22 protein-coding genes are annotated in these 26711 nt (G+C 44.8%); 21 read left to right on the top strand and 1 reads right to left on the bottom strand.

Annotated features, from left to right (window positions below; translation table 11 throughout):
- Positions 1–4 precede the first annotated feature (4 nt).
- The 21 genes from BEL04_RS10005 (at position 5) to rfbD (ending at position 22742) form a co-directional block, all read left to right on the top strand.
- The gene (locus tag BEL04_RS10005; protein WP_066002879.1) at positions 5–1054 is read left to right on the top strand and encodes an NAD-dependent epimerase/dehydratase family protein; all 1050 of its coding nucleotides are present in this window, start codon (positions 5–7) and stop codon (positions 1052–1054) included.
- A gap of 10 nt (positions 1055–1064) precedes the next feature.
- The gene (locus BEL04_RS10000; RefSeq protein ID WP_066002876.1) at positions 1065–2123 is read left to right on the top strand and encodes an NAD-dependent epimerase/dehydratase family protein; all 1059 of its coding nucleotides are present in this window, start codon (positions 1065–1067) and stop codon (positions 2121–2123) included.
- A gap of 19 nt (positions 2124–2142) precedes the next feature.
- Entirely contained in the window at positions 2143–3306 is a 1164-nt protein-coding gene (locus tag BEL04_RS09995; RefSeq protein WP_139112972.1) for a glycosyltransferase, read from the top strand.
- Positions 3303–4181, top strand: coding sequence for a hypothetical protein (locus BEL04_RS09990; RefSeq protein ID WP_066002872.1), 879 nt, complete (start codon positions 3303–3305; stop codon positions 4179–4181). Before BEL04_RS09995 ends, BEL04_RS09990 begins: the two co-directional genes overlap by 4 nt.
- 2 nt (positions 4182–4183) lie before the next feature.
- On the top strand, positions 4184–5170 hold the full coding sequence (locus BEL04_RS09985) for an acyltransferase (protein WP_066002871.1): 987 nt from the start codon (positions 4184–4186) through the stop codon (positions 5168–5170).
- 139 nt (positions 5171–5309) lie between these two features.
- Positions 5310–6173 (top strand): hypothetical protein, encoded by an 864-nt coding sequence (locus tag BEL04_RS09980; protein ID WP_066002869.1) that lies wholly within the window; start codon positions 5310–5312, stop codon positions 6171–6173.
- A 26-nt stretch (positions 6174–6199) separates the two neighbouring features.
- Positions 6200–7306, top strand: coding sequence for a glycosyltransferase family 4 protein (locus BEL04_RS09975; RefSeq protein ID WP_066002867.1), 1107 nt, complete (start codon positions 6200–6202; stop codon positions 7304–7306).
- 4 nt (positions 7307–7310) lie between these two features.
- The gene (locus tag BEL04_RS09970) at positions 7311–8165 is read left to right on the top strand and encodes a glycosyltransferase family 2 protein (protein WP_139112971.1); all 855 of its coding nucleotides are present in this window, start codon (positions 7311–7313) and stop codon (positions 8163–8165) included.
- 8 nt (positions 8166–8173) lie between these two features.
- Entirely contained in the window at positions 8174–9268 is a 1095-nt protein-coding gene (locus BEL04_RS09965) for a glycosyltransferase family 4 protein (RefSeq protein WP_066002863.1), read from the top strand.
- A 37-nt stretch (positions 9269–9305) separates the two neighbouring features.
- Positions 9306–10385: an acyltransferase gene (locus tag BEL04_RS09960; protein ID WP_139112970.1), complete on the top strand. Its 1080-nt coding sequence runs from the start codon at positions 9306–9308 to the stop codon at positions 10383–10385.
- Positions 10375–11511, top strand: coding sequence for a glycosyltransferase family 4 protein (locus BEL04_RS09955; RefSeq protein WP_066002860.1), 1137 nt, complete (start codon positions 10375–10377; stop codon positions 11509–11511). The genes BEL04_RS09960 and BEL04_RS09955 overlap by 11 nt, the downstream gene beginning before the upstream one ends.
- Positions 11508–12638, top strand: a complete 1131-nt coding sequence (locus tag BEL04_RS09950; RefSeq protein WP_066002859.1) for a hypothetical protein — start codon at positions 11508–11510, stop codon at positions 12636–12638. Before BEL04_RS09955 ends, BEL04_RS09950 begins: the two co-directional genes overlap by 4 nt.
- Positions 12638–13627: a hypothetical protein gene (locus BEL04_RS09945; protein WP_066002858.1), complete on the top strand. Its 990-nt coding sequence runs from the start codon at positions 12638–12640 to the stop codon at positions 13625–13627. Before BEL04_RS09950 ends, BEL04_RS09945 begins: the two co-directional genes overlap by 1 nt.
- Before the next feature lie 26 nt (positions 13628–13653).
- Entirely contained in the window at positions 13654–14910 is a 1257-nt protein-coding gene (locus BEL04_RS09940; protein WP_066002855.1) for a glycosyltransferase family 4 protein, read from the top strand.
- Positions 14911–14930: 20 nt separating this feature from the next.
- Positions 14931–15998, top strand: coding sequence for an acyltransferase (locus BEL04_RS09935; protein ID WP_083227843.1), 1068 nt, complete (start codon positions 14931–14933; stop codon positions 15996–15998).
- A gap of 38 nt (positions 15999–16036) precedes the next feature.
- Positions 16037–17446 carry a hypothetical protein gene (locus tag BEL04_RS09930; protein WP_066002849.1) on the top strand — a complete coding sequence of 470 codons (1410 nt, stop codon included), beginning with the start codon at positions 16037–16039 and terminating at the stop codon, positions 17444–17446.
- 84 nt (positions 17447–17530) lie between these two features.
- Positions 17531–18640, top strand: a complete 1110-nt coding sequence (locus BEL04_RS09925) for a glycosyltransferase family 1 protein (protein ID WP_254659549.1) — start codon at positions 17531–17533, stop codon at positions 18638–18640.
- 180 nt (positions 18641–18820) lie between these two features.
- Positions 18821–19954: an XrtY-associated glycosyltransferase XYAG1 gene (locus BEL04_RS09920; RefSeq protein ID WP_066002845.1), complete on the top strand. Its 1134-nt coding sequence runs from the start codon at positions 18821–18823 to the stop codon at positions 19952–19954.
- 47 nt (positions 19955–20001) lie between these two features.
- On the top strand, positions 20002–20553 hold the full coding sequence (locus BEL04_RS09915) for a WcaF family extracellular polysaccharide biosynthesis acetyltransferase (protein ID WP_217493609.1): 552 nt from the start codon (positions 20002–20004) through the stop codon (positions 20551–20553).
- 57 nt (positions 20554–20610) lie between these two features.
- On the top strand, positions 20611–21852 hold the full coding sequence (locus tag BEL04_RS09910; protein ID WP_066002843.1) for a WcaI family glycosyltransferase: 1242 nt from the start codon (positions 20611–20613) through the stop codon (positions 21850–21852).
- 26 nt (positions 21853–21878) lie between these two features.
- On the top strand, positions 21879–22742 hold the full coding sequence (gene rfbD, locus BEL04_RS09905; protein WP_066002840.1) for a dTDP-4-dehydrorhamnose reductase: 864 nt from the start codon (positions 21879–21881) through the stop codon (positions 22740–22742).
- On the opposite strand, the gene BEL04_RS09900 is transcribed toward rfbD, so the two are convergent.
- Complete coding sequence (locus tag BEL04_RS09900) at positions 22739–26596, bottom strand: amino acid adenylation domain-containing protein (RefSeq protein WP_066002839.1); 3858 nt, start codon at positions 26594–26596, stop codon at positions 22739–22741. The two genes, rfbD and BEL04_RS09900, sit on opposite strands and share 4 nt — an antisense overlap.
- Between the last annotated feature and the right edge of the window lie 115 nt (positions 26597–26711).

Below are 26711 nucleotides of genomic sequence, written 5' to 3'. Positions count from 1 at the left end.
ATCAATGAAAAGAATATTAGTTACCGGCTCTTCGGGTTTAGTTGGATCGGAAGTGTGCATGCATTTTGCAAAGGATTATGAGATACATGGTGTTGATAATAACCAGCGCGCGGTTTTTTTCGGCCCGCAGGGCGATACCCGCTGGAACCAGCAGCGCCTGAGCAGTGCTATTAAAAACTTTGTGCACCACGAGATCGATATCCGCGACAGGAAAGGTGTGCTCGACCTGATTAAAACCGTTAAACCCGATGTGATTGTGCATACTGCGGCACAGCCAAGTCACGATAGGGCAGCGGCTATTCCATTCGACGATTTTGATACCAATGCGGTAGGTACGCTCAATATGCTGGAAGCAGCGCGCCAGTTTGCAATTGAGGCGCCGTTTATCCACATGAGCACCAATAAAGTTTATGGCGATGCTCCCAACAAGATCAAACTAAAAGAGCTGGAAACCCGCTGGGATTATGATGATGATACCTATGCGCATGGCATAGCCGAAACTTTTACCATCGATCAATCGAAACACTCGCTGTTCGGCGCTTCGAAAGTTGCCGCAGATGTGATGGTGCAGGAGTACGGCCGCTACTTTAACATGGGCACCTGCTGCCTGCGCGGTGGCTGCTTAACCGGCCCGAATCATAGCGGTGTAGAGCTGCATGGCTTCCTGAGTTACCTGGTTAAATGTAACCTGGAGGGCAAAAAATATTCGGTGTTTGGTTACAAGGGCAAGCAGGTACGCGATAATATTCACTCGCACGACATCGCCATGTTTATGGAGGAGTTTATAAAAGCTCCGCGCGTTGGCGAAGTTTATAATTTGGGTGGTGGCAAGGATAACACCTGCTCTATATTGGAGGCTTTTGCCATTACTGAAAAATTCAGCGGTAAAAAGCAGGTATACGAGTATGTAGATAAGAACCGTGAAGGCGATCATATCTGCTACTACAGCGATCTGCGTAAAATGAAGGAACATTACCCGGCCTGGGATATCACGATCAGCCTGGAAGAAACCATCAGGCAAATTGTGGAGGCCTGGAAAACGAGGATAGTATAACGATCATCGCATGAAAATATTGATAACCGGTGCGGCCGGCTTTGTAGGCTACCAAATGGCCAAATATTTTAAAGAGCATTATACCGATGTAATGGTGATAGGCATCGATAACCTGTCGCGCAGGGGCAGCGAGTATAATGTGCCTTTACTGAAGGAACTGGGCTGTACCTTTTTTCATGGCGATATCCGTAATAAGGAAGATGTCGACGATCTGCCGAAAGCCGACTGGATTGTTGATTGCGCGGCCAATCCATCGGTACTGGCCGGTTTACAGGGGGGCAGTTTCGGGCTGATCAATAATAACCTCATCGGTACGATCTATCTGCTCGAGAAATGTAAGCGTGATAACGCAGGTTTTATTATGCTCAGCACCAGCCGGGTGTATAGCATCGATGAGCTGAATAAAATACCGCTTACCGAAACAGAGGGTAGTTTTGTAATCAGTAAAGATGCTCAATACCCACATGGCTTTTCTGAGTTGGGTGTGGCCGAAAGCTTCAGTACTGCTGCGCCGATATCGCTATATGGCTCTACCAAGCTGGCATCAGAGGTGCTGGCGTTGGAGTATCATTATACTTTTGGTTTCCCGGTGTGGATCGACAGGTGCGGCGTAATTGCCGGTCCGGGCCAGTTCGGTAAAATCGACCAGGGAATCTTCTCTTTCTGGATCTATCAATATTTGCTGGACAGGCCGCTATCTTACATCGGCTTCGGCGGTAAAGGTAAACAGGCCCGCGATTTCTTTCACCCGCGCGATTTGTTCGGCATGATACAAATGCAGATCAGCGACCCTGAGAAAAAAGTAAGCAGGCTGATCAACCTGGGTGGCGGTGTTGAGAATACTTATAGCCTGGCACAGCTTGATGCTTTTTGCAAACAGCAGCTTGGCAGCGAAAAAGTGATCAACAGCATTACCGAAAACAGGAGCTTCGACATACCGCTTTATGTTACCGATTATTCGCTGGCACAAAAAGAGTGGGGATGGAAACCGGAAATAAGTGGTGAAGCGATACTTAACCAGATAGTTGAATACGCCCGAACGAACATCGAACTCATAAAAAAACTTTAATATACCGACATTGACACAAGTGAGTAACTCCCCATTAAAAATAGCCTACATAACCGGCGATTGCTCCACCCTTGGAACTTATTTCAGGTGGCACAATATTGCTATGGGTTTGGTGAGCATGGGGCATGCCGTACATGTGTATTGTGTGGATAACAGCGATGCGCCGGTTGCCCGGCAGGAAAACCGGGATGGCGTGATTTACCATATCAGCAAAAGCGCGAAAGGTAAATCTCTTTTTGGTACCATCAATCACCCGGTAACATCGCTCAACCGCATTTTTGATGATTTTCAGCAATGCGATATTGTGCATGTCTTTCAGCCTTTTCTTTCGGTTTACCTGCCCTGGAAATTTAATTTCAGAAAAAAAGCCCGGATCACTTTTTTTGACTGGGACGACCTGTGGGTTGACGCCGAACGCGATAGAGAAAAGAAGAACTTTAAAGCCGGATGGGATTATAAACTGAAAGGTTATTTTGAGCGGAAGATCCCATCCATCAGCAAGCACATGACGGTTTGCAGCAAGCTGCTCAAAACCCTGGCTATTGAGCGCGGCGCCAAACAAGTTGATATTGTGCCTAATGGTTTTTGGGAATACGATGTTCCTGCAAAAGCAGTTGCGAGAGAAAAATTAGGCTTACAAAAAGACGCAGTGTACGTAGGTTTTATGGGCCGAACCGGTTTTGAATTACACTGGGCCTTTAAAGCCTTCGAAATATCATTAAGCAAAGGAGCCAATATCCGCTTTGCACTGTGCGGGCCCACTGCCGATATTATGGACGGTTTATCCGACCAGGTAAAAAATAACCTGGATTACCTGGGCAGCCTCACTCCGGCCGATACCCGGTATTTTGCTGCGGCGATAGACCTCGGGCTTTTGCCTCTGATGAAGACGGATTTTAACGAGAGTAGGTTCCCGATCAAATTTGCCGAGTACCTGGCCGCGAACCTGCCCGTACTATGTTCGGAAGTAGGAGAGGTTAATGAATACGGCAAAAAATACCCATGGGTAATTAAAGCAGGCGTAAGCGAAGAAGACTGGATAAAGCATTTTGAGAGCACCGTGCAACTACTTGCCGAGGGTAAATTAGTACCGGTTAATAGGGAAGTTGTGCTGAACGACCTGTCGTGGGAAGGAATATCGAAACAAGTTGAACGAATATATTTGGAGGCAGCCGAGGTATGAGGAAGAAGATCAAATACCAGGGAGGCATTACCAAGGCACTGTGTCAGCGAAAAGCAGAGCGGAACAAGCGGGAATTTGCTAAAGGTATCAATGCTATCGATATTTCTGCGATGACAAATCCTGAAACCGTTAATTTCGAGATCATCAGCTTTTCGGGGGCTTCGGGTTTTGAAGACCAGGTATTGTCGATTTTTTCGTTTTTGGTATATGCTGGTACGCCTGTAAAATGGACCATATATTCGGATAAATCGTACAGTCAGGAACAAAAACAGGCATTCAAAAACAAGTTTCCGTTTGCTGCTGTGGTGGATTGGGACGAAGGTAAATACATCAGGGAAAATCAGTTACTTGCCGATTACCTGAAAGAATGCCACCTGGCTAAAAAATTGAATGCCATTTTAAGCCATCCGTACGACAGGCAAACCATTTATATCGATTCGGATATACTGTTTTACAAAAACTTCGCTGGGTATCTGGAAAGCGGCTTATTAGATAAAGGCTTATGGTATGCACCTGATACCATGTGGGGCAATAACGCGGCAAACTATTTTAAGCATAAAACAACATCGATATACCCGTTAAATTCGGGCTTATTGATCATGGATCAATCATTTAACAAAGCGGATATATTTGAATACCTGGAAAGCCTGAAAGGCAAATACCATTACTTTTCGGAGCAATCATCGTTTGAGTATGCTTTCAGGAAACAGGACGCCAATGTCCTTGATCCGCGGCAATTTATTATCGATACAGCCGATCAGTTTGATTTTGCAACCAAATATCACCCCGATGAAATTGCGATGCGGCATTACACCGGTCCGGTAAGGCATAAGATGTGGCAAAACGGCTGGGAGTGGCATTTAAAAGCTAAATAGTTATGTCGATCAGGAAGAAAATATTATCGAACGAATTTACCGTTCCCGAGTATCTGAAGATATCGCATTTCCCTTCGCTTGACGGGATACGTGCGATATCGGTTTTTATTGTACTTATAGCTCATGGAAATGCCGAGTTTAATGTCGGTTTCTTTAACTCGACATTGGCAGGCGGTGTGCTCGGTGTTTATATTTTCTTTGTGATCAGCGGTTTTTTAATTACCACGCTGCTTTTAAAAGAAAAGGTAAAGACAGGCACCATATCCTTACGCAACTTTTACATCAGGCGTGGCTTACGGATATTGCCCGTAGCCTACCTGTATCTGTTTACGCTGTTTATTATGCATATCTTCTTTGGCTTAAAGGTAGCGCCGATAGAGTTTGCGGGCTGCTTGCTGTTCCTGGGGTATTTTCATACCGGGGTTTATACGGGGCACTTCTGGTCCTTATCCGTCGAGGAGCAGTTTTATATCGTTTTTCCATCCATCCTGAAAAGGAATTACCGCCTTTACATCAATTTCCTGCTCACGTTGCTGGTGCTGATACTGATGGTGAAAGCTATCGACGTAAACAGCTTACACATGTCGCATCACATCGTAACCATATTCAGTATTTTCAAAGAGCTGATCTATCGCCCGGATGGGATCATTATCGGTTCGCTGCTGGCGATATGTATGTTCAAAGGCATTTTTCCGATGGACTTTGTTACGAAATACAAGGTGCTGCTGCACATCGTCTGTATTCCGCTGATCGTTGTTTTTTTTAACGACCTGCTTTTTCATTCGATATTCAATTCGCTCATCACAGCTGTTTTAATAGCAGTACTTTTGGCGAGCAATTTAAAACCGTCGACGGACCCTATATTTAAATTCCTGAATATCCGTATTTTGAAACGGATCGGCGTGCTATCGTACAGTACCTATATCTGGCAGCAACTGATCTTGTTCAGGTTTAACAACATATTTGGAGATAGCAGGTATACCTATTAGGGATTGCTGGTTTGTGTTTTTATCTTATCAGCGGTGGTATACTCGTCGTACGAGTTTTTCGAAAAGCGGTTTTTAGGTTTAAAAGAGCGGTTCACTAAAATAAAAAGCAGCAGCTAAGTGCTGACGTGAGAGTAATGATATGAAACTTGAGAAAATTGTTTCGTTAGCGAATAAGAACAGCGAGGTACGTTTCCTGGCCATGGTACGGTCGTTACGGGCTACCGGTTGTAATTTGCCGGTGTGGGTAATACCTTACGACAATAACAAGTTCGATCTGCCCGAAAACTGCATCTGGTGGGAAATGCCCGAAGTGATCGCCTATCTCGATGCTGCCGGATCGCATAAAATGATGCGCAAGTACCAATGTTTGCTCACGACCAATTATCAGTATGTAGATTCGGACGTAGTGTTTGTGCGCGATCCCGAAAAAGCGCTGCTCAATGCCAACGGATTTGTGACATCGTGCGGGCACTGGCTTCACCCCGAACATACTTATGTTGCTTACACTTTAGAGCTGTTTAAAGAGAAAAGCACCCTTTGGGAAAAAAATGTTTTTAATGCAGGCCAATATGCCTGCGATGTGCAGCTGTTTGATTTTGAAGGTTTGAAGGCCATTATTGAGAGTAAGCCTGAAATAAAAGAGATCTGCCTGAACGCGAGGACGTACGACCAGGTAGCGCTGAATTTGCTGATCTTCCTCTCGGGTATAGAGGTTAATAACCTGACCTTGCCGCCTTTCAGGATGGAATCGACCTGGGCAGGGAACTATACCGACGATAATTTTGAACGCTTCTGGAAGGATGAAGATAAAAAACCTTACATCATCCACTGGGCCGGGTGTAATTTTGATATCGCACGGCCTATAGACCGGTTGTTTATGGATTTGTTGACCACACAAGAACAACAGGTATTGGAAGCCCAGCTAAAAGAAAAGAATAAAACAAGTGTACACAGCATACGCCGCAGCCTTTCGAAGTTGAAACGGATGATCAAACGATCTTAAAAAATAAGCAAGCAGGAACTGACCAGATGAGTAAAAGTAAACCAAACGTTTTTATTATTTGTACCGGTGTCGGTCACATTAACCGCGGGTACGAAACTTTTACCATCGAGTGTTTTAATGAGCTCAGATCATCGCCTGATTTTGATCTGTATTTATTGAAAGGCGCCGGCCCGTCGGCAGACAGAGAATTGACCATACCCTGCGTTGAACGCAATAGCGCTGCTGCCGCAAGATTGGCCAAGGCAACGGGCCACGAAAAATATTGGGTGGAGCAGTTTACCTTTCTCATTGGAATGCTGCCTGCTTTGATAAAATACAGGCCTGCCGTGATCTATTACAGCGATTTTGTACTGGGCACATTCCTGTTCCATTTACGCAGATTTCTGAAATTTAAATACAAATTGCTGTTTTCGAACGGGTCGCCCAACGGGCCGCCGTATAAAACAGAAGATCACGTTCAGCAGTTGCTGGCTATTTACGAGCAGGAAGGTATTAAAGGCGGAACACCACCCGAAAAGCAAACGCTGTTGCCTTATGGCTTCGCTATCGGCCTGGACGAACACCTGGAAGCCATCAGTAAAAAACAGGATATCAGAAAAGCGCTTGGGCTCGACCCGGAAAAAAAGATCATCCTTTCGGTAGGCGCTATCAATAAACACCACAAACGGATGGACTATGTGGTGAACGAAGTGGCTAAACTACCCGACGATTATTTCCTGGTGATACTGGGCCAGTATGAGCAGCAAACCCAGGAAATAAAAGATATAGCTGCAGATAAATTAAAAGGCCGCCATTTGATTGCCAATGTACCGCCTGATGCGGTAAAGAAATATTACGCCGCGTCGGACTATTTTGTGCTGGGTTCGCTGGTGGAAGGTTTTGGCCGGGTGATTATTGAAGCGCAGAGTTATGGCCTGCCATGCTTTGTTAACGATTATGTGAATGCACGTGAAGTGCTGGGTAAATATGGCGAATATGTAAACATGGAAGCAGACGGCGCCTTGGCATCGGCCCTGTTATCGTATAAGCAACAGTACAGCCAGCAAGACCGTATTGAGGCCAGTTACAATTTGTACTCGTGGGATAAATTGAAGCAGGGATACATCGACATGATTAAAAAACTCATTGTTTAAAAATATGCTGGTATCGATCATCGTCCCAACCTGTAACCGGAATGACCTGCTGGTCAATTGCCTCGATCTGCTTTCGCCGGAGAAGCAGTCGGCTGGGTTTGAGTATGAACTGATCGTTACCGATGACAGTAAAGATAACCAGGCCAGGAGCCTCATCGAACAGCAATACCCCTGGGCAAGATGGGTTGAAGGACCGAAGAGCGGCCCGGCTGCCAACCGCAATAACGGCGCTAAAATGGCCAGAGGGAAATGGCTGCTTTTTATTGATGACGATTGCCTGCCTGATGTGCATATCCTGAAAGAATACGCTGCAGCAAGAGCTGCCAACCCGGATGTTTTAGTATTTGAGGGTTGCATAACGGTCGACAGGCCGCAGGAAAGTTTTATCGAAGAATCGCCGGTGAACGAAACCGGCGGGTTTTTGTGGGCCTGCAATTTTTTGATGGATGCTAATCTGTTTTTGAATGAATTGAAGGGTTTCGACGAAGATTTTCCGTACGCTGCTATGGAAGACGTTGACCTGGATTACCGGTTAAAGAAAAAGCAGATCGAGGTGCTTTTTGTAAAGAATGCCTTTGTGGTACACCCTTGGCGTATGCAGAAAAAGGTGTACGAGATCACCATGAAACGGTTCAGGTCGCTTTTGTATTTTTTAAACAAGCATCCGGAAATGTCGAAAAAGCTGGGCACCCGGTATTTTTTGCATATGGTTTATAACGCGGTACGGGCGCTCGGTAAAGACTCCCGGCGGTATAAATTCAGAGGGTTCGGCAGCAGGCTCGTTTATATCTGGCTGCACTTTTATTTTGCCATATACTTTTTATTTAAGCAATACACTATACCTGCAGAACAGCAATAAACAGGATAATGAAAGACAACATTATAGTACATGTTTCGGAAGTGAATGTTTCATCGCAAAGCGGGATGGGCAGGATAGAGTATCACTGGCAGCAGGCTTTTGAACGGGCCGGGTATACTTTTGTCCATATTGGTCCGAAAGAGATTGGGCCTGTAAAACACCCGGCTTTAATTCCGCGTAAAGCGTACCAGTACTATAAAAAGCTTAAAATAAAACCAAAGGCTTTTGTTGTTCACGAGCCGGCTTCGGGGCATTTTGTCAACCGGGGGATACCTTGCTTTATTGAAAGCCATGGCATAGAACGGCGCTACTTTGAGGCCCAGGTTGATGGTTCGGTGCCTTCGCCCCTGGCGGATAAGATAAGTTTGAAAACGAAGATATTATACCCTTTATGGCGCCTGCGCGGCGGCGAAAGAGGGTTGCGAAATGCGACAGGATTATTGCTCAGCAATACCGACGATAAAGAATACGTAAAAAAGCATTACGGCCGGAAAGATGCTGATATCATGGTGTTTAAGAACGGTATCAATGCAGTGAGTGATGTGACGGTGCCGGTAAGTGATCAGTTTACGATATTGTTTAACGCCACCTGGCAGCTGCGCAAAGGGATCAGAACCCTGGTGCAGGCAGCCGAACTGCTATGCGAACAGGGATTAAATATCAACTATTTGCTTATTGGAACCGGCGCCGAGGAGCATGACGTAATGAACGCCTGGCCCGAACAATTACGGGCTAATGTAAAATCGATAAGCCGGTTTGCGCCCGAAGATGAGGCTAAATACCTGGCATCGGCATCGCTGTTTGTGTTGCCAAGCTACTTTGAGGGGCAGCCCTTAAGCTTATTACAGGCTATGGGAGCAGGCAAATGCTGTATAACTACCAATTGCTGCGGGCAAAAGGATGTGGTTGACAATGGTAATACAGGTTTGCTTTTTGAAGCGGGTGATTTTAAAGAATTCGCAAGGCTTATCAGTAAGTGTTACCACGACAGTGACTTGCTGAATGCTATTGGAGCCAATGCAAAACAGTATATGAAAAATTTAACCTGGGACAAGGTTTCGGACCAGGTGGCCGGATTTGTTTTGGCAGAGGTTAAAAAATGAGACCGACAGGTATGAACAGAAATCTTATACTAACAACATGAATAAATCGACCTCGTTATACCTGGATCTTCTTCGCGTTGTTGCGGCATTTGGCGTGCTGCTGGTGCATGCCAACTTATCATTTTTTTCGAATAACCTCTATTTCAGGGAAGAATACGGGCATAAACTGGTAATGGTATTCTTTGTGCTGTCGGGATACCTGATCGCTTTTACAGTTGATAAGAAGAATAAAGGAGCCACCAAATACCTGGTCGACAGGACATCACGGCTTTATTCGGTGGTGCTGCCGGCTTTGTTGCTGACGTTCATCCTCGATACTTTGGGTAAGCATTTCAACGCCGCGGCTTATGCCGGCCAGGTAGCGCCTGGGAACCAGCTATTACGATACCTGCTGAATGCGACTTTTTTGAGCCAGATATGGAAGCTGAGTACTAAACCCTCGTCAAACGGGCCATTCTGGTCAATTTCGTACGAGTTTTGGTATTATATGCTTTTTGCGGTTTACATCTACCTGCAAGGAGCTAAGAGATATATCGCTGCCGCTCTAATATGCTTCCTGATCGGTATAAAGATATTGCTGCTTTTACCGGTTTGGGTATTCGGCTGCCTGGCATACAGGGCCTCAAGTAAATATACGCTAAGTAAAGGAATGGCCGCCACAATATTTACACTTACCCTGACCGCGGTAGTTGTTCTGACTTGTTTTTGGGATTTTTCGGTGTTTGCAGACAGGTTGGTTTTTGGTAAGCCGCCATTTTATTTTTCATCGCGGTTTGTATTCGATTGGGTATATGGAGCCTTGGTGGCTATAAACCTGTTCAGCGTAAGCTACCTGGCCGATGGTTTCAGATTGCCCGGTTTTTTAGAGAAAGCTGTCAAGCATTTGTCATCGGTTACCTTTTCGCTTTACCTGTATCACGCGCCGATACTGATATTTATATCGGCAGTTGCCGTGTACGATAAATCGAGCTACCTGCAAACGGGCGGCATTTTAATAGGTGTTATTTTACTGGTAAATGTGCTCGCGGTAGTAAGCGAAAAGCAGCGTGGTCATTTTAAAACATTCTTCGAAAAATTATTTAACAGCTTTACCCGACTGTCAGCCAATGCAAAGTAAGTTAAAAATATTGCTTTACTCATACCTCTTCTATCCTTCTGTAGGCGGGATAGAAAGTGAGTCGCGCTCGCTGGCTGAAGGGCTGATCAAACAGGGGCATGAGTGTAAAGTAGTAACTGAATCGCAGGCCGCGGAGCCCGACAATTTCGAATGCAGTATACACCGCAATCCCGATCGTAAAACACAAAAGGAGCTGGTAAAGTGGGCCGATATCATTGTTTATAACGGGGTAGGCTTAGGTTTGCAACCATGGCCGGTTATCTACCGTAAACCTTTTGTTTGGATACACCAGGGATACCAGATCAGTTGCATTGATGGTTTGGGATGGGTTGAGGGCGAAGCCGCACCTATGAAACCCTGGCCGTCGATAGCTTATCATTATAAAAAATATGGCTTTGCACGAGCTTTTAAAGGTGCGATAGTGGTATTCACCAAATTGTTTTTTGCGAAAAATTTTGTTACCCGCAATGTAGCCTGTACCGATTGGGTGCTGAACCGCATGCCGGAGCTTTATAAAAAACAACGTATCTACAGCCCGTACCCGATCGAGAAGTTTGAGAAGCCGTCTGCCGAGATCGAAATCAAATACGATTTTGTTTTTGTGGGCAGATTAGTGAGCGAGAAAGGCGTATTTACCCTGGTGAATGCCTTTGCCAAGCTGGTCAGAACCTTTAATGCCGATCTCAATTTACTGGTGATAGGCGATGGTAACTGGCGGGGTAAGATTGAAGATCTGATCGCAGCTAATGGCTTACAGAACAATATAACCATGGCTGGCCGTAAAACCGGGCAGGAGCTGACCGATCTGATACATGCCTGCAAAATCGCCGTTGTACCTTCGGAGTGGGAGGAGCCGATGGGCGGCGTGGCATTGGAACTGATGTCGGCCGGGAGGAATATCATCGTATCCCGCAATACCGGGATGGCCGAGTGCGTTGGCAAGGGCGGCCTGACATTTATGAATGGCGACGCCGATGCCCTTGCCGAAGCGATGCGGACCTTATGGAGCGATGAGGAATTGCAAAAGCATCAAAAACAAGAAGCAAAAAAACAACTGGAAAACTTCAGGCTGGATATACGGGTTGAAGAACATGTTAAACTGTTTGAAGAACTGCTAAGCCAATGAAAATTATTTTTATCTGTAATTCGTTAGCGGAAGGTAAGGACGGTGTTGGCGACCAAACAACCAGGCTGGCTATTGAATGCGCGGGCAGGGGGATGGAGTGCATACTGGTAGGTTTTAGCGACCGGAACACAACCGAACAGCAATTTACATCCATACAGCACGATATACCGGTGTACCGTTTCCCGGCGAGCTGGCCGTTTGCAAAACGAGAAGCCGAGCTTAAAACCGTTATGGATGCTCATCAAAATATTGATTGGGTAAGCATACAGTTTGTGAGTTATGCGCTCAATAAACATGGTATAGTACGCGAAGCGATACCGATTTTTAAGCAGTTGTTTAAAGGGTTTAAGATACATGTAATGTTCCACGAGCTCTGGGTTGCCGAGGAGCGGCAGGCCAGCTTAAAAATGAAATTGCTGGGCCGGGTGCAAAAGTTTTTTATCCGTTTGTTTTTAAAACAGCTAAAGCCACTGATCATCCACACGAGTATACCGCTGTATAAAAAAATGCTCGAAAGAGCCGGCTTTAAAGCTGAGATATTGCCACTGTTCAGCAACATTGCGCGTGCCGACAGTCGGATTGAAGATATGGAAGACCGGGTGCCTGTGCATATGCGCGAGAACCGGGGAGATTATATTGTGGGCTGTATTTTTGGAAGCATTTATCATGACAGCTGGGATATGGACAGCCTGCTTTCAAGGCTCGAAAACGTAGCGGGAAAGAAAGTACTGATCAGTTCGATCGGCAAAATTGGTTATGGTAAAGAGTTTTGGGAAGGTTTGCCTGCAAAATATCCCAGGCTTGAGTTTTTAACCTTTGGAATGCAGGATGAAAACTTTATTTCGTATTGGCTCACACATTTTGTAGATTTGGGTATAGTTACTACCCCTGCAATTATCACCGGTAAAAGCTCATCGATGATGGCTTATATTGACCATGGCATACCGGTTTATTGTGATCAGAACAAATTATCGTTCGATTTTGAAGTAACAGAGGATCTGATAGATAAAAGGCTTATCCAGGTGGTCGATGATTTTGAATTCAAACTTGTGCCGCGAGTTCCACCCAAATCATTAATTAAAGAAACAACCGAAATTTTTGTTAAAGCCTTAAACGAATTTAAATAATGAATGTAGCTTTTACACTTTGCTCGATAAATTATCTGGCACAAGCCAAAACTTTGTGCGATACTTTCCAGAAATCAAACCCGTCGTGGAAATTTATCTTAGGGCTTGTTGATAAGAATGTAAACAACGTCGATCTCTCCTTTATGGGATGCGAGATCATCGAGGTTGAGCAGGTGCCTATCGATGGTTTTCAGGGTATGGTTGATCAATATTCGATAGTGGAATTTATCACCGCCGTTAAGCCTTTTTATTTTACCCACCTGTTTGAGACTAACAAGGATTACGAGAAGATCATTTATTTCGACCCGGATATCGTGGTATTCAAACCGCTTACCGACCTGGAAAACAAACTGGATCAGTACGATATAGTCCTTACCCCGCACTTTACTTCGCCGATAAAAGATAACCTGCAATTGACCGAAAAGCATGTGTTCAGCACAGGGGTATTTAACCTGGGCTTCCTGGCGGTAAGGCGCTCGGCCAATACCATGGCTATGCTGAAATGGTGGGAAGATAAACTGCGTACCGAGTGTATCCTCGACCTGACGCGCGGCTATTTTGTGGATCAGCTGTGGATGAACCTCGTGCCTGCCTACTACGATAAAGTGCTGATCGATAAATATCCGGGCTATAATATGGCGCACTGGAACTTGCACGAACGCACGCTGACCGAGACTGCCGATGGCTACATGGTTAACGGCGTACCGCTGGTGTTCTTTCACTTCAGTCATTATCACCCCGGAAGGCCGGAGCAGATCGCCACTTTTCAGACACGCTATTCATTCGATAACAGGCCCGACATCCGGTCGCTGTTTAAGTTTTATACCGATACCCTGATAGCCAACCGCTATTTTGAATATAAAAAAGTACCTTGCTATTACATGAAGAACGAGGGTAAAAAGCAGTTTAAAAAGAACGTTAAAGGCTTTTTGCGCCAGGTTGTACCGCTGCGGGTTAAAATGATAGCGAGCTCGCTTCGCAAAAAATAATATACATCCCAACGATAAGTTGCCGCATGAAAGTATTGATCTCGCACCCCACCGGTAATTCGTTTTTCAGGGCCGCTGCCGAAGGGTTGGCTGCTGCGGATATGCTTGCCGGTTTCGGGACCACGGTGGCAACTTTCCCGGGTAATGTGTTTGATAGATTAAGCAGTATCGGGCCGTTTGCGGAGTTTAAAAGGCGACAATACAATCCTGTTTTGCAACCCTACGCTCAAACATGGCCAATGCACGAAATCGGCCGGATGGCGGCATCCAAAGCGGGTTTAAAAAGTCTGATACGTCACGAAACAGGTAAATTTAGCGTAGATGGCGTTTACCAGAACCTGGATAAACATATCGCGCGCATTTTAAAAGAAAAACAAAAAGAGGGAGCGGATGCGGTATACGCTTATGAAGACGGGGCATTATTCTCGTTTCGCGAAGCGAAACGTATCGGGATGCAGTGCCTGTATGATTTACCGATAGGTTACTGGCGCAGCGCAAGGCACTTACTGCAAATGGAGCTTGAAAGATGGCCCGATTGGGCATCGACACTGACTAATTTTAAAGATTCGGAAGCCAAGCTGCAGAATAAGGATGAGGAAATACGTTTGGCCGATGCGATATTTGTAGCCAGTAGTTTTACGGCACGAACGTTGAAAGACTATCCCGGGAAAACGGGGCCGATTGAAGTTATTCCGTACGCTTTCCCGCCGGTTACCGGTAGCCGGGAATATCGTCAAATATCAGGCAACGGCCCTTTGAAGCTGCTTTTTGTTGGTGGACTCTCACAACGTAAGGGTATAGCTGATTTGTTTGCAGCGGTAGAAAATATCGGATCCAGGGTACAATTGACTGTGGTTGGACACAAAGCCACAAATGATTGTGCTGCCCTGAATGAGGCGCTGAAAAAACATACCTGGATACCCAGCTTACCGCATCAGGAGGTGTTAAAACTAATGCGCGAACACGATGTGCTGGTATTTCCGTCGCTTTTTGAGGGCTTTGGTTTGGTAATCACCGAGGCGATGTCGCAAGGTACGCCGGTTATTACCACCGACCGTACGGCCGGTCCGGATTTAATTACGGATGGTGATAACGGCTGGCTGGTCGAGGCCGGATCAACAGCAGCCTTGCAAAATGCTATCGAACTATTGTTGCAAAAACCTGAAAGTATACAGAAGGCCGGGGAAAGCGCTATGGAAACGGCGAGATTACGGACCTGGGAAATATACGGAAGAGAGTTTGCAGAGCGATGTATGAAATATCATAAACAAACAATAGCCTGAATGTTGACAGGCGATCTGATATGAGCAATTCAAATTATAGAAGTTTTGGACTGGACCTGGTAAGAGCATTGGCCATAAGCATGGTGGTTGTCTCACATTTCGGGCAATCGGCTTTTGGAGCTTTTGGCTTTTGGGGGGTCGAATTATTCTTTGGCTTGAGCGGTTTCCTGATCGGGCAGATCATTTGGCGGAATTTTGCCGAAGGCGAAAGCTGGAACTTTAAACGGATATTCAACTTCTGGTCGCGCAGGTGGTGGCGTACCTTGCCCAATTATTACCTGTTTTTTGGAGTCACGCTGCTGATTGCCTACATCAATCACCAGGGCATACCATCGATTGGCAGATTGACCGATTACCTGTGGTTCGGGCAAAGCCTCACCACTTTTTATTGGGGCTTTTATGTAGTGGCATGGAGCCTGTGCGTGGAAGAATGGTTTTACTTTTTGTTCCCGCTGGTGTTATGGATATTTTCGAAAGCCGGGCTATCGCGTAAAGCTACATTTGCCTGTGCTTTGGCTTTATTTTTTATAGCGTCGATGATAGCGCGTTATATCTTTATTGCAAACGGGCAGGGCGATGCCTTGCGGACCATCACTTTTTCAAGGCTCGATTCTATAGCATGTGGTGTTTTAGTGTCATTTATTCTGGCTGTTATCGATCCATCTTTGATTTGGAAGCGCTTATCGGCAGCTGCTGGTATTATTTTAGCAATGGCGCCGGTAGTATGCATGTTTATTTCGCATAAGCCTTTTGATACACTTATTCAAAACCCCATCGTACTTTTAATAGTACCGCTCGGATTCGCGCTGACATTGCCGGCCATGAACCTTTTAAAAGCTCCGGCAGGCGGGCTGAATTTTATTTCGGGTATTGTGAAAAGCCTGAGCTTATGGTCATATTCGATATATCTGAGCCATTTGGCAATCATGTGGCAGGTTTATTATATCATGAACAGGTACAGGTCACATGGCTACGTTAACTTTTTATCAAAAATAATTGGCCTGGCCATGGTTTTGTTGGTGTCTTCGCAATTATTTAAGTATTTTGAGAAGCCGCTAACAGAAAAGCGGCCGGCAGAAATTAAATAAATGGTAGATTAGCGGAAAGAGCCAGAGAGGGATAGCATATGGATCAGAACTTAAGTATAGCAAACGAGACCATTCGGCTTCAGCGGCCCGTCGTACAGAAAAAGCCATCAACTGTTGTCAACCGTTATAAGCCGATCAGGAAAGCAATCTGGCTGTATTTTTGGTTGCTGTTGTTCGAAGGTGCGCTGCGTAAATGGTTTTTACCGGGTTTGTCGACACCGCTGCTCGTTATACGCGACCCTATAGCTTTATATGTCGTCCTGGCGGCATGGAACAAGGGCATCATCCGAAACAATATCTACCTGTTCGGGATGATTTTGATAGGCGTATTCGGCATGTTTACGGCCTTGACAGTCGGGCACGGTAATTTCCCGGTGGCTATTTACGGGGCGCGCATGTTACTGATACACTTTCCGATGGTATTTGTAATTGGACAGGTATTTAACCGTGATGATGTTGTTAAATTAGGGAAGATAATGCTGTGGCTCTCCCTGCCTATGGCATTGCTGATAGGCCTCCAGTTTTATAGCCCGCAATCGGCCTGGGTAAACCGCGGTTTGGGCGACGATGCTACTGGTGCAGGCTTTGCCGGAGCTTTGGGGTATTTCAGGCCGCCCGGAACTTTTTCGTTTACCACCGGGAACACATTATTCTGGAGTTTTGCCGGAGCTTATGTAGTTTATTTTTTGTTTAACCCTAAAAGTATAAACCGGTTGCTGTTGATAGGGGCCAGCGTTGCTGTTATAGCTTCTATACCATTATCAATAAGCCGGAGTTTAACCTTTCAAATTGTATTATCGCTTGTCTTCGCATTTTTGGCAATTTTGCGCAGACCCAAAAATCTGGGCAAGGCTTTGGTTGGCACGGCCCTCGTATCAATTTTGTTATTTGCGTTGAGCAGTTCAAGCTTGTTTCAAACAGCAACAAAAGTGCTTGGCGCCCGTTTTACGAATGCCGAATCGGCCGAAGGTGGTTTACAAGGTACATTTGCCGACCGTTACCTGGGCGGTGTGATATACAGCCTCTCTTCTGCATCACAACAGCCATTTTTTGGTTACGGTTTAGGTATGGGTACAAAAGTAGGCTCGCAATTATTATCCGGTAACAGAAAGGTATGGCTGATTGCTGAGGCCGAATGGGGGCGGTTGGTTGGCGAAATGGGGGCGCTAATGGGGCTTTCGGTAATTGCCATTAGGTTAGGTTTAAGTATCAAGATAGGTGCTGCAAGCTATTTAAAAATGGCGCGGGGCGACATGCTGCCATGGATGCTGTTAAGTTTTGGCTTCGTATTGGTTGCACAGGGCAGCTGGGGCCAGCCTACTACTCTTGGCTTTTGTACCATGATAGGCGGGTTAATGCTGTCATCATTAAATAATAATATTAAGCCAATAGCCTCTCATACCACAGCCACCAAACAACAGCTTCAAAATTCGAAAGCCTTACATTAATCATACGCCGCCGACAGCATGTTTATTATTTTGTTAACTCATCCAGAATTTTTGGACTCACAAAGCATGCCGCGCTTTGCTTCTATGTTAAGTAAAGGCATGTTAAGCAAAGGGCACGAGGTTGAGATACTAACAGCCAAACCTGTATTTTATAAGCTGCCCGTACCTAAAGCACTGAAAAAATGGATGGGTTATATCGATCAGTACCTTATTTTTCCGGCCAAGTTTAAAAGAAAGATTAAAAAATCGGGTCCCGATACCCTTTATGTATTCACAGATCATGCTTTAGGGCCTTGGGTACCGCTTGTCGCCGGTAAAAAACATGTGGTGCATTGTCATGATTTCCTGGCGCAAAAATCGGCCCTAAGCCAATTTCCGCAAAACAAAACCGGGTGGACGGGGCGCAAATACCAGGCTTTTATCCGCCGGGGTTATAGTAAAGCAAGAAATTTTATATCGGTTTCAAAAAAAACACAGGCCGACCTTCATGAATTTCTGGGGCGCGTACCTGATGTTTCGGAAGTTGTTTATAATGGATTGAATCAGGCGTTTACGGTAAGGGACGACACTGTCTGCCGGCAAATATTAAAACAAAAAACAGGCCTGAACCTTGATGACGGATATATTTTACACGTCGGGGGTAATCAATGGTATAAAAACCGCGCCGGCGTTATTAACATATACGATGCCTGGCGCGATCAGAGTAATATAAAATTGCCCCTCGTATTAATCGGCCAGCCCGCTGCCCAGCCAATTTTAGATGCCTGTTCATCATCCAGATATCAAAACGATATACACCTGCTAAGCGGCATCGAAGACGGGTTAATTGGCGTGGCTTACTCAGGGGCTACCGTAATGTTATTTCCGTCGATTGCCGAAGGTTTCGGATGGCCGATAGTTGAAGCTATGGCATCGGGCTGCCCGGTGATAACTACCGACGCAGCACCCATGACCGAGGTTGCCGGGCAGGCCGGATATCTGATCCCGGTTATGCCGTATAATAAAGACATGCAAGATGCATGGGCTATCAATGCTGCCCGGGTTTTAGAGGATGTGGTTACGTTGCCTGCAGCAGAGCGAAAAAAGACCATTGATGCAGGAATAGTTAATGCTGCCCGTTTTGCGAAAAATACGGCTCTGGATAATATCGAACGTATATATAAAGTAATTGAAAATTTTGAGGTAAAAAAATGACAATATTGTAAAAATAATTTTAGCTTTATTGAATTGTAACAAGCGCCCTAAGCTTTAACTAAACTATTTTTTTAGATTTTTTTAGATTCGGAAGTTATGACCGGTGTTTATCACTTAAAGCTCCTTTTTTGGAACAGTTTTCGTATATACGGTATATCTTTTTTCTAATTAATCGTATTTATGAAAATACTCTTCGTTGTTCCGTATTATAAACCTGCGTACGCCTACGGCGGGCCAATTGTTGTTATATCGATGTTAGCTGAACGCCTGGTTATACTTGGTCATGATGTAACAGTATATACAACTGCCAGTAATGTGAATACAGAACTCGAGGTGGACAAAAACCAGGAAATAATCGTAGACGGGGTAAGGGTTTTTTACTTTAGCAAGCTTACCGGCGATAATACCTATATTTCGGTTAAATTATGGCAATATCTTAATAAAACCGCTACCGATTTTGATGTTATCCACATTCATACCTGGTGGAATTTTTTAGTATTGGGAAGTGCCCTGATCTGCAGGAATAAAGGAATTAAACCGGTCATCTCGCCCCATGGGATGTTAAGCGATTATATTTTAAACACCAGGAACGTTTTCGCAAAAAAAATGGTTCACAGGCTGCTTGGAAAGAAATTACTGCAACACAGCTGGCTTCACGTATCTACAGAGATGGAATGGGATGAGTCGAGGCGGATTATTGAAGGATGGGATGGGCAAATAATTCCCAACCTGGTTAAACTTCCGGGAAAAAAATACCCCCGGTCAGATAATCCGGTATTTACCATAGGCTTCTTATCGCGCATCGATCCAAAAAAAGGTTTGGATGTATTGATCAGGGCTCTGAGCAGGGTTAATTTTGATTATAAACTTCTGATAGCCGGTAACGGCGAGACACATTATATCGAAGCTTTAAAGAATATTGCGAGGAAATCCGGCAATAGTGATAAGATAGAATGGGTAGGCTGGAAAGGCGGAGATGGGAAGTTTGAATTCCTGTCGCAGGTCGACCTGATGGCGCTCACCTCGCATAGTGAAAATTTTGCCATAGTTGTGATCGAATCGCTGGCCGTAGGTACGCCGGTATTGATCAGCGACCAGGTTGGATTGTTCAGATACATAGCTGAAAAAGACTATGGATGGGTAACGCCTCTGCAAATTGAGATAGTAACCAGCCGGCTTAATGCGCTTTTTAACGAAAGAGAAAAAATTGCCCGTATTAACAATGGCTGCCGGCAACAGATCGAACAGGAGTACGAAGAATCGCGTTTGGCGGAGCAATATCTTCAATTATATAACCTCTCCATAAAAAAATAACAGTATTTTCGCGATACGCACCACAAATGGTGATTACTATCGCGTCAATGAAAACTGATCTGTCGAAATTTACTACAGGCGACTATAATGCCGGCCCCAAATGGAAGGTATTGATCTGGTTTTTTATCAACTATTATATTTTCCACAGCTCGTTCCCGTGGCCCTACCGGTTTAAAGCATGGTTGCTGCGCCTGTTTGGAGCAAAAGTTGGCAAAGGAGTGGTTTTTAAAACCAAGATCAGGATAAAAAATCCATGGCGGCTGAGCATTGGCGACAATTGCTGGATTGGCGAATCGGTTTGGATCGATAACCTGGAAGATGTAATTATCGGGCAAAATGTCTGCCTTTCGCAGGGCGCTATGCTGCTTACCGGTAACCACGATTACACCCGGATAGATTTTCCGTACAGGCTTGGTAAAATACACCTGGAAGACGGTGTATGGATAGGTGCAAAATCGGTAGTTTGCCCGGGAATAACCTGTAAGGCCAACTCGATACTAACCGTCAATTCGGTAGCCAACAGGCAGCTCGACGAATCGGGTATTTATGCAGGGAACCCCGCCGTATACATCCGCGAACGAAAGTTTGCCGATAGTTAAAACCACTGTTCGCCCATGTTATTACATCCCCGATAAAATACTGTATTAACATTTTTAATGAAGAAACGAATACTACTCATCAGCCATAATTTTTCGCCGGAGCCAACCGGAATAGGTAAGTATAATGGCGATATGTTTGACTGGCTGCTTAAGCATGGCTACGATTGTACCGTAGTAACAACATATCCCTATTATCCTTACTGGAAGGTGCAGCCACCGTATAAAAATCGATGGTATAAAAAGGAAGTGCTTACAGATGCAGCCTCGGGTGGCAGGTTAACCGTATATCGCTGTCCGTCATATGTGCCGGCTAACCCAACCGGTAAAAAAAGAATGATCCAGGATTTTTCGTATTGGACGTCCATGTTCTGGGTAGTACAAAAGCTCATTGCGCTCAAAAAAAAGCACGACTATATTATTACCGTTGCTCCGCCGTTTCATTTGGGTTACCTGGCCTGGTATTACAAAAAAATAAAAGGCGGAAAGTTGATATACCACATACAGGACCTGCAGATAGAAGCCGCGCAGGAACTGAACATCTTATCCAACCCCAAGTTGTTTAACATGCTTTATTCTGCCGAACGCAAAATATTGCAGGGCAGCGATTTTGTGAGCAGCATTTCGGATGGGATGATTAAAAGAATAGCCGCCAAGGCGAAGAGAGACGTTTTATTTTTCCCGAACTGGACGGACACCTCGAGTTTCTTCCCGGTTGAGAACCGGAACGAGCTTAAAGTAAAATGGGGTTTTGAACCAAAGCAGTTTGTTTGCCTTTACTCGGGCAGTATAGGCGAAAAACAGGGGCTCGAAAACATTATTTATTGTGCCGACCTGTTAAAAGGTGACGCGCAAATACAGTTTGTAATATGTGGTACTGGTCCGTATAAGCCTAAACTTGAAGAGTTAGTTGCCGCGAAAGGGCTAAATAATGTAAAGTTTTTACCCTTACAGGACAGGGATGTATTTAACGAATTTTTAAATATGGCCGATGTGCACCTGGTTATACAGAAAGGTAACGCCGGCGACCTGGTCATGCCATCAAAGCTGACAACCATATTATCGGTAGGAGGTGCATCGGTTGTTACGGCCACACCCGGAACCTCGTTGTATGAGGTTGTTGAGAAATACGACGTTGGTTTTATTGTGAAACCGGATGATTACAAAGCTTTAGCCGGTATGATAGCTGAAATATCAAAGAAAGATATTGCACATCAGCGCGAACAATCGCGAAAATATGCGCTTGAGTTCCTGGATATTGATAATGTGATGCGTGTGTTTTTAGAAAACATTAGCAAATAGTGTATTTAATATAAGATATTTGAAATATGAGTAAAGTGTTAGTTTTCGGCGCATCGGGCCAGTTGGGCCAATGCCTTAATTATGTAGCAGGCCAAAAGGGGATAACGGGCATTATATTTCCATCCGAAGCAGAAGCCAATATTTTAGATATTGAATTGCTTACCAAATTGTTTGCACAACATAAACCCGGTTATTGCATTAACTGTGCAGCTTACACTGCTGTAGATAAAGCCGAAGATGATGTAGATATGGCCCGTAAAATTAACCGCGACGGCGCCGAAAACATTGCAAAGCTTTGCGCGCAGTTTGGTGTAACCATGATCCATGTATCTACAGATTTTGTGTTTGAAGGTAATACCGCGCATCCGCTTGTAGAAGATGATATAGCAGAGCCGGTCAACATTTACGGATTAACCAAACTGGAAGGGGAGCAAGCCATATCAGCCGTTTTAAGGGAAGCCTACATTTTGAGAACAAGCTGGCTATACTCGGAGTACGGCAACAATTTTGTTAAGACCATGATGCGCCTGGGAAATGAGAAGGATGAGCTGCGAATTATTGCCGACCAGATAGGCACGCCGACTTATGCCATCGACCTGGCTGATTGTATTTTGAACATCATCACTAACGATAAACAACGTTACGGTATCTATCACTTTAGCAACGAGGGTGTAACATCCTGGTACGATTTTGCCATGGGCATTTTTGATATTGCCAAAATAAATGTTAAAGTTTACCCGGTACGCACATCCGAATATGTAACAAGGGCTATAAGGCCTGCGTTTTCGGTAATGGATAAATCAAAAATAAAAAAGGACCTCGGTATCGAGATCCCATATTGGCGTGCAAGCTTAGAAAAATGCATTTCGGTGCTGCTCAGGTCAAATTAACCATTGCGTTTTAAACTATCGGCAATGTCGAGGCGCTCCTGTAATATTTCGGCAAATTTCTCATAGTTGGGAGCCAGGAACATGGTTGTATGTGAGCCCTTAACCTTATGCAGGTTTACAGTTTTAGCGTATCGCTGCCAGCCAAGGTAAACAGGATCGTCCATGTAATAGTAAATATTTTTTGTAGCCTTAAATAGTTCGATGGTATCTTCCTGGGCGCTTAATTTATAATTTTGCACAGCGGCGGCAAAATACACTTTGCTCAGATCATTTGAATAAAAATCAACGTCGTTATCCTTACGAAGCTTTCCTATATGGCTCTTTTTTAACCATTTGGGTAATTTCCGGTTGAGCTGGATCATTTTCTCCTCCCAACTGCTTGGGTCCTTAATCAAGTGGAACAGGTTATGCCCGATACGCAAAAAGAATTTATTGATCTTTTTAAAACTGAATAAACTGTTGATCGCCTGGTTATCGTTGGTATGAGCATAGGCATCGAACATGGCCAGCATAGTTACCTCTTTACCCATAATGCGCAGTTGCTTTACTATTTCGCAGGCAATTACACCACCAAGCGAATAGCCGGCAAATGCGTAGGGACCAGTCGGGTTTTGTTCGAGTATCTCCGATATGTACCGTGCTGCTATATCTTCTACCCTGGTGAGCGGCTCTTCAAAGCCATCAACACCAATACCCTGTATGGCAAAAACCGGCTGATCGGGATGCAGATGCTTAACGAGATCTTTAAAAATAAAAACGGTTAGTCCCCATCCGTGCACAATGTACAGTGGTGTTTTATTCCCTTCGGGTTTTAACCGAACCAGGCATTTTGAGCCGGTTGGCTGTACCTTGGTGCTCTCAATAATTGCGGCTAATTCTTCAATAATGGGGTATTCAAAGAGCGATGACAGCGGCATATCCTGCCCGGTAGCTTTTTCGAGCATGATCATGATCCGGATGGCGATCAGCGAATTACCGCCCAATTCGAAAAAGTTATCATTAATCCCTATTTTTTCAATGCCTAACTGTTCCTGCCAAATGTTTACCAGTGTTTTTTCGATACCCGTTCGGGGAGCTTTATAGTTTACCGGTTGCGAACGGAAATTGTTATTACGCTGCATCAGAAACTGCCTGTCGATCTTTCCGTTATTGGTAAGCGGCAGTTGGCTCAATATGGTCAGGTTTGCAGGTATCATATACGCCGGCAATTGCTCCAGCATTACCTGGTACACATCCCGCTGTATTAAAGTACTGATGGCTGTTAACAGGGGTATATTGGTAAAACCTGCATCGCTTGTTATGTTATAGTAGGCAGGCTGCATAACAAAAGTATCTGCAGGGGCTGCCTGTAACAAGAGGTTAAGCTTTAGCGGATCGCTGTTGATAAAGAATTTGCAATGATAGCCTTCCGCCTGCGCCAGGTGGATCAGCTCATTTGCCTGTTCGTATCCGGCATCGACGGAAGAAATATAGTTACTTATACCGGCCGTGTTGTTTATCGAGGTATCGGTAAGCCCTTTATCAAGCAGGTATTCTTTCGCTAAACGTGGATTAGGCATATCGCTTATGGCTATAACACTTTGCTTGCTTTGTATCGAATGTTTAACCGAATCTTTTTGTGCTTCCCACATTTCCCAACGCGGCGCCATTACCGGTTTGTCTTCGTTGATATAGACGACCACATTATACCGGTAAGCAATCAGTTCGTTGATATACCCACCCTGTTTCCATTGTATATCAACGTGGGTTATATGTGGAAAAAGATGCTTTAGATGATAGAAATAATCGGGTGCAACGCAAAGTTCTTCTTCTTTTAAAAGCTCCTGCTCTACCAGGTATAAAAACTCGTTTTTATCAATTGCCTCAGGTAGTTTTGACAGAGACAGGTAGTTTTTAAACGATCTTAGCAAACGCAGGTCTCTTACATCGCTTATAATTAGCTTACCGCTGCCCTTTAGTAAGGAAATACTTTTGGTTATAACTTCGGTAAGATAGTCCTCACCCGGAAAGTACTGGATAACGGAGTTGATAACAATGGTATCGATATCTTCATCGGCAGAAAGTTTAATTTCGTGACCGGGGCAAACCAGTAGTTTGGTTTCGGGGTACTTGTCCTTCTCTTTGTTTATTTCTCGTGTAAGTGCGTTGATACCCGACCGGGAAAGGTCGGTACCAATATATTTTTTGATATGAGGGGCCAGCTGGTAAAATATCAAACCGGTACCGCAGCCTATCTCCAATACGTTTTGGGGTTTTTCATTCAGTATCAGCTGTATAATATCGGCCAGCCATTCCTGCATTTCGGCAACCGGTATAATCTTGATGGTAAAGCTATCCGTCCACACGTTTTGATCGAACTGCCCTTTTTCTGCCGTTTGTAGCTGCGATTCGGATTGTTCGTATTCGGTGTCGTATACTTTTTCCCAGTTATCAATCTGTTGCTTGTACAGCTCTTTTTCTTTTTGCTTTACCATTTGCGGTTGTGGTATCGCATAAGCTACCAGGTTCTTGTTTCCATCCTCGTCTTCTTTGGTCAACACTACGGTTTCGCTTACCAGTCCGCTTTGCTGAATTACATTTTCAATTTCACCCAGCTCTATCCGAAAACCGCTGACCTTAACCTGGTGATCAATACGGCCAAAACATTGAATATCGCCGTCCGGCATAAACCTGCCCAGGTCGCCCGTTTTGTATAAGCGTATAGTTTCGGCTCCGGTGTTATAGGTAATAAATTTCTCTGCGGTAAGTTCGGGCAGGTTAAGGTAACCCCGTGCAAGACCGGCACCTCCGATGCAAATTTCGCCTTGCTCGCCAATTAAAACATGCTGATTATTTTCGTCGAGGATATAGACAACAGTTTCGCGGATAGGCTTGCCGACAGTTATGATATTGTCGGACTCTGAAATTTGTTTTAATGTAGACCAGATAGTTGTTTCGGTGGGGCCGTACATGTTCCACAAAGAGCTGCATTTGGCCGCCAGATTTTTAGCTAAGGGTAGCGGTAAGGCCTCGCCGCCGCATAATGCTTTGATGGGTAGCTTTTCATCCCATCCGGATTCGAGCAGCATGCGCCAGGTATTCGGGGTAGCCTGCATGATGCTTACCCCATGGCTTTGGATAGTTTTTAAAAGCAGCCTCGAATCTTTTATTGTTTTAGTATCAGTAATGATAAGCCGGGCACCGGCTATTAACGGCAAAAATAGTTCGAGCGCAGCTATATCGAACGATATGGTAGTTACCGATAGCAATACGTCGTTACTACTGATCCCGGGCTCTTTTTGCATGCTGAGCAACAGGTTAGCCAGGCTATGGTGCTCTATAGGTACGCCTTTGGGCCGCCCGGTCGAACCGGAAGTATAAAGTATATAAGCCAGGTCGCTGCCGGTTACGGAGATATCAGGTTCGACTGATGGCAGTGTGTTTAGCGCGGGCCATATATCTTCAATAAATAGCTGTGTGGCCTGCGTATTGAACTGCGTTGTATATTTTTTAGATGTGACCAGGAATTTTGCTTCGGAGTCGGAAAGCATGTACTCTATCCTATCACGCGGGTATTCGGGATCGAGCGGAATATATGCCGCCCCGCTCTTCAAAATAGCTAAAAGTGTGATCAGCATCTCGGCCGAACGATCTAATGAAACTGCAATGCGCGTTTCGGTCTCAACGCCTGTATCCGATAAAAAAAAAGCCAGCTGATCGGTTACTGTATCGATATGCTGATAGGTGTATTCGGTTTCCCCGAAAATCAAGGCAACCTTCGAGGGAAATTTATCGGTTATACGTTTAAAAAGAGCCAGAAAGGTATCTTCCCCCACGTTAACCTTGGTATATGATTTTGAATAAGTTCTATCCATACAAAAAATTACCTGTTTGGGTTAAGTGAATGGATTGCCGAACTTATATGATGTGCATACTTAATGTGCATATTATTACCGGTGCAAATTTAAAATTACAGTTTTTTACCGCATT

It is taken from the genome of Mucilaginibacter sp. PPCGB 2223 (assembly GCF_001705515.1).
Classification (GTDB): domain Bacteria; phylum Bacteroidota; class Bacteroidia; order Sphingobacteriales; family Sphingobacteriaceae; genus Mucilaginibacter.
Note: the sequence above shows the minus strand (reverse complement) of the source record. Positions and strands in the feature narration are given on the sequence as shown.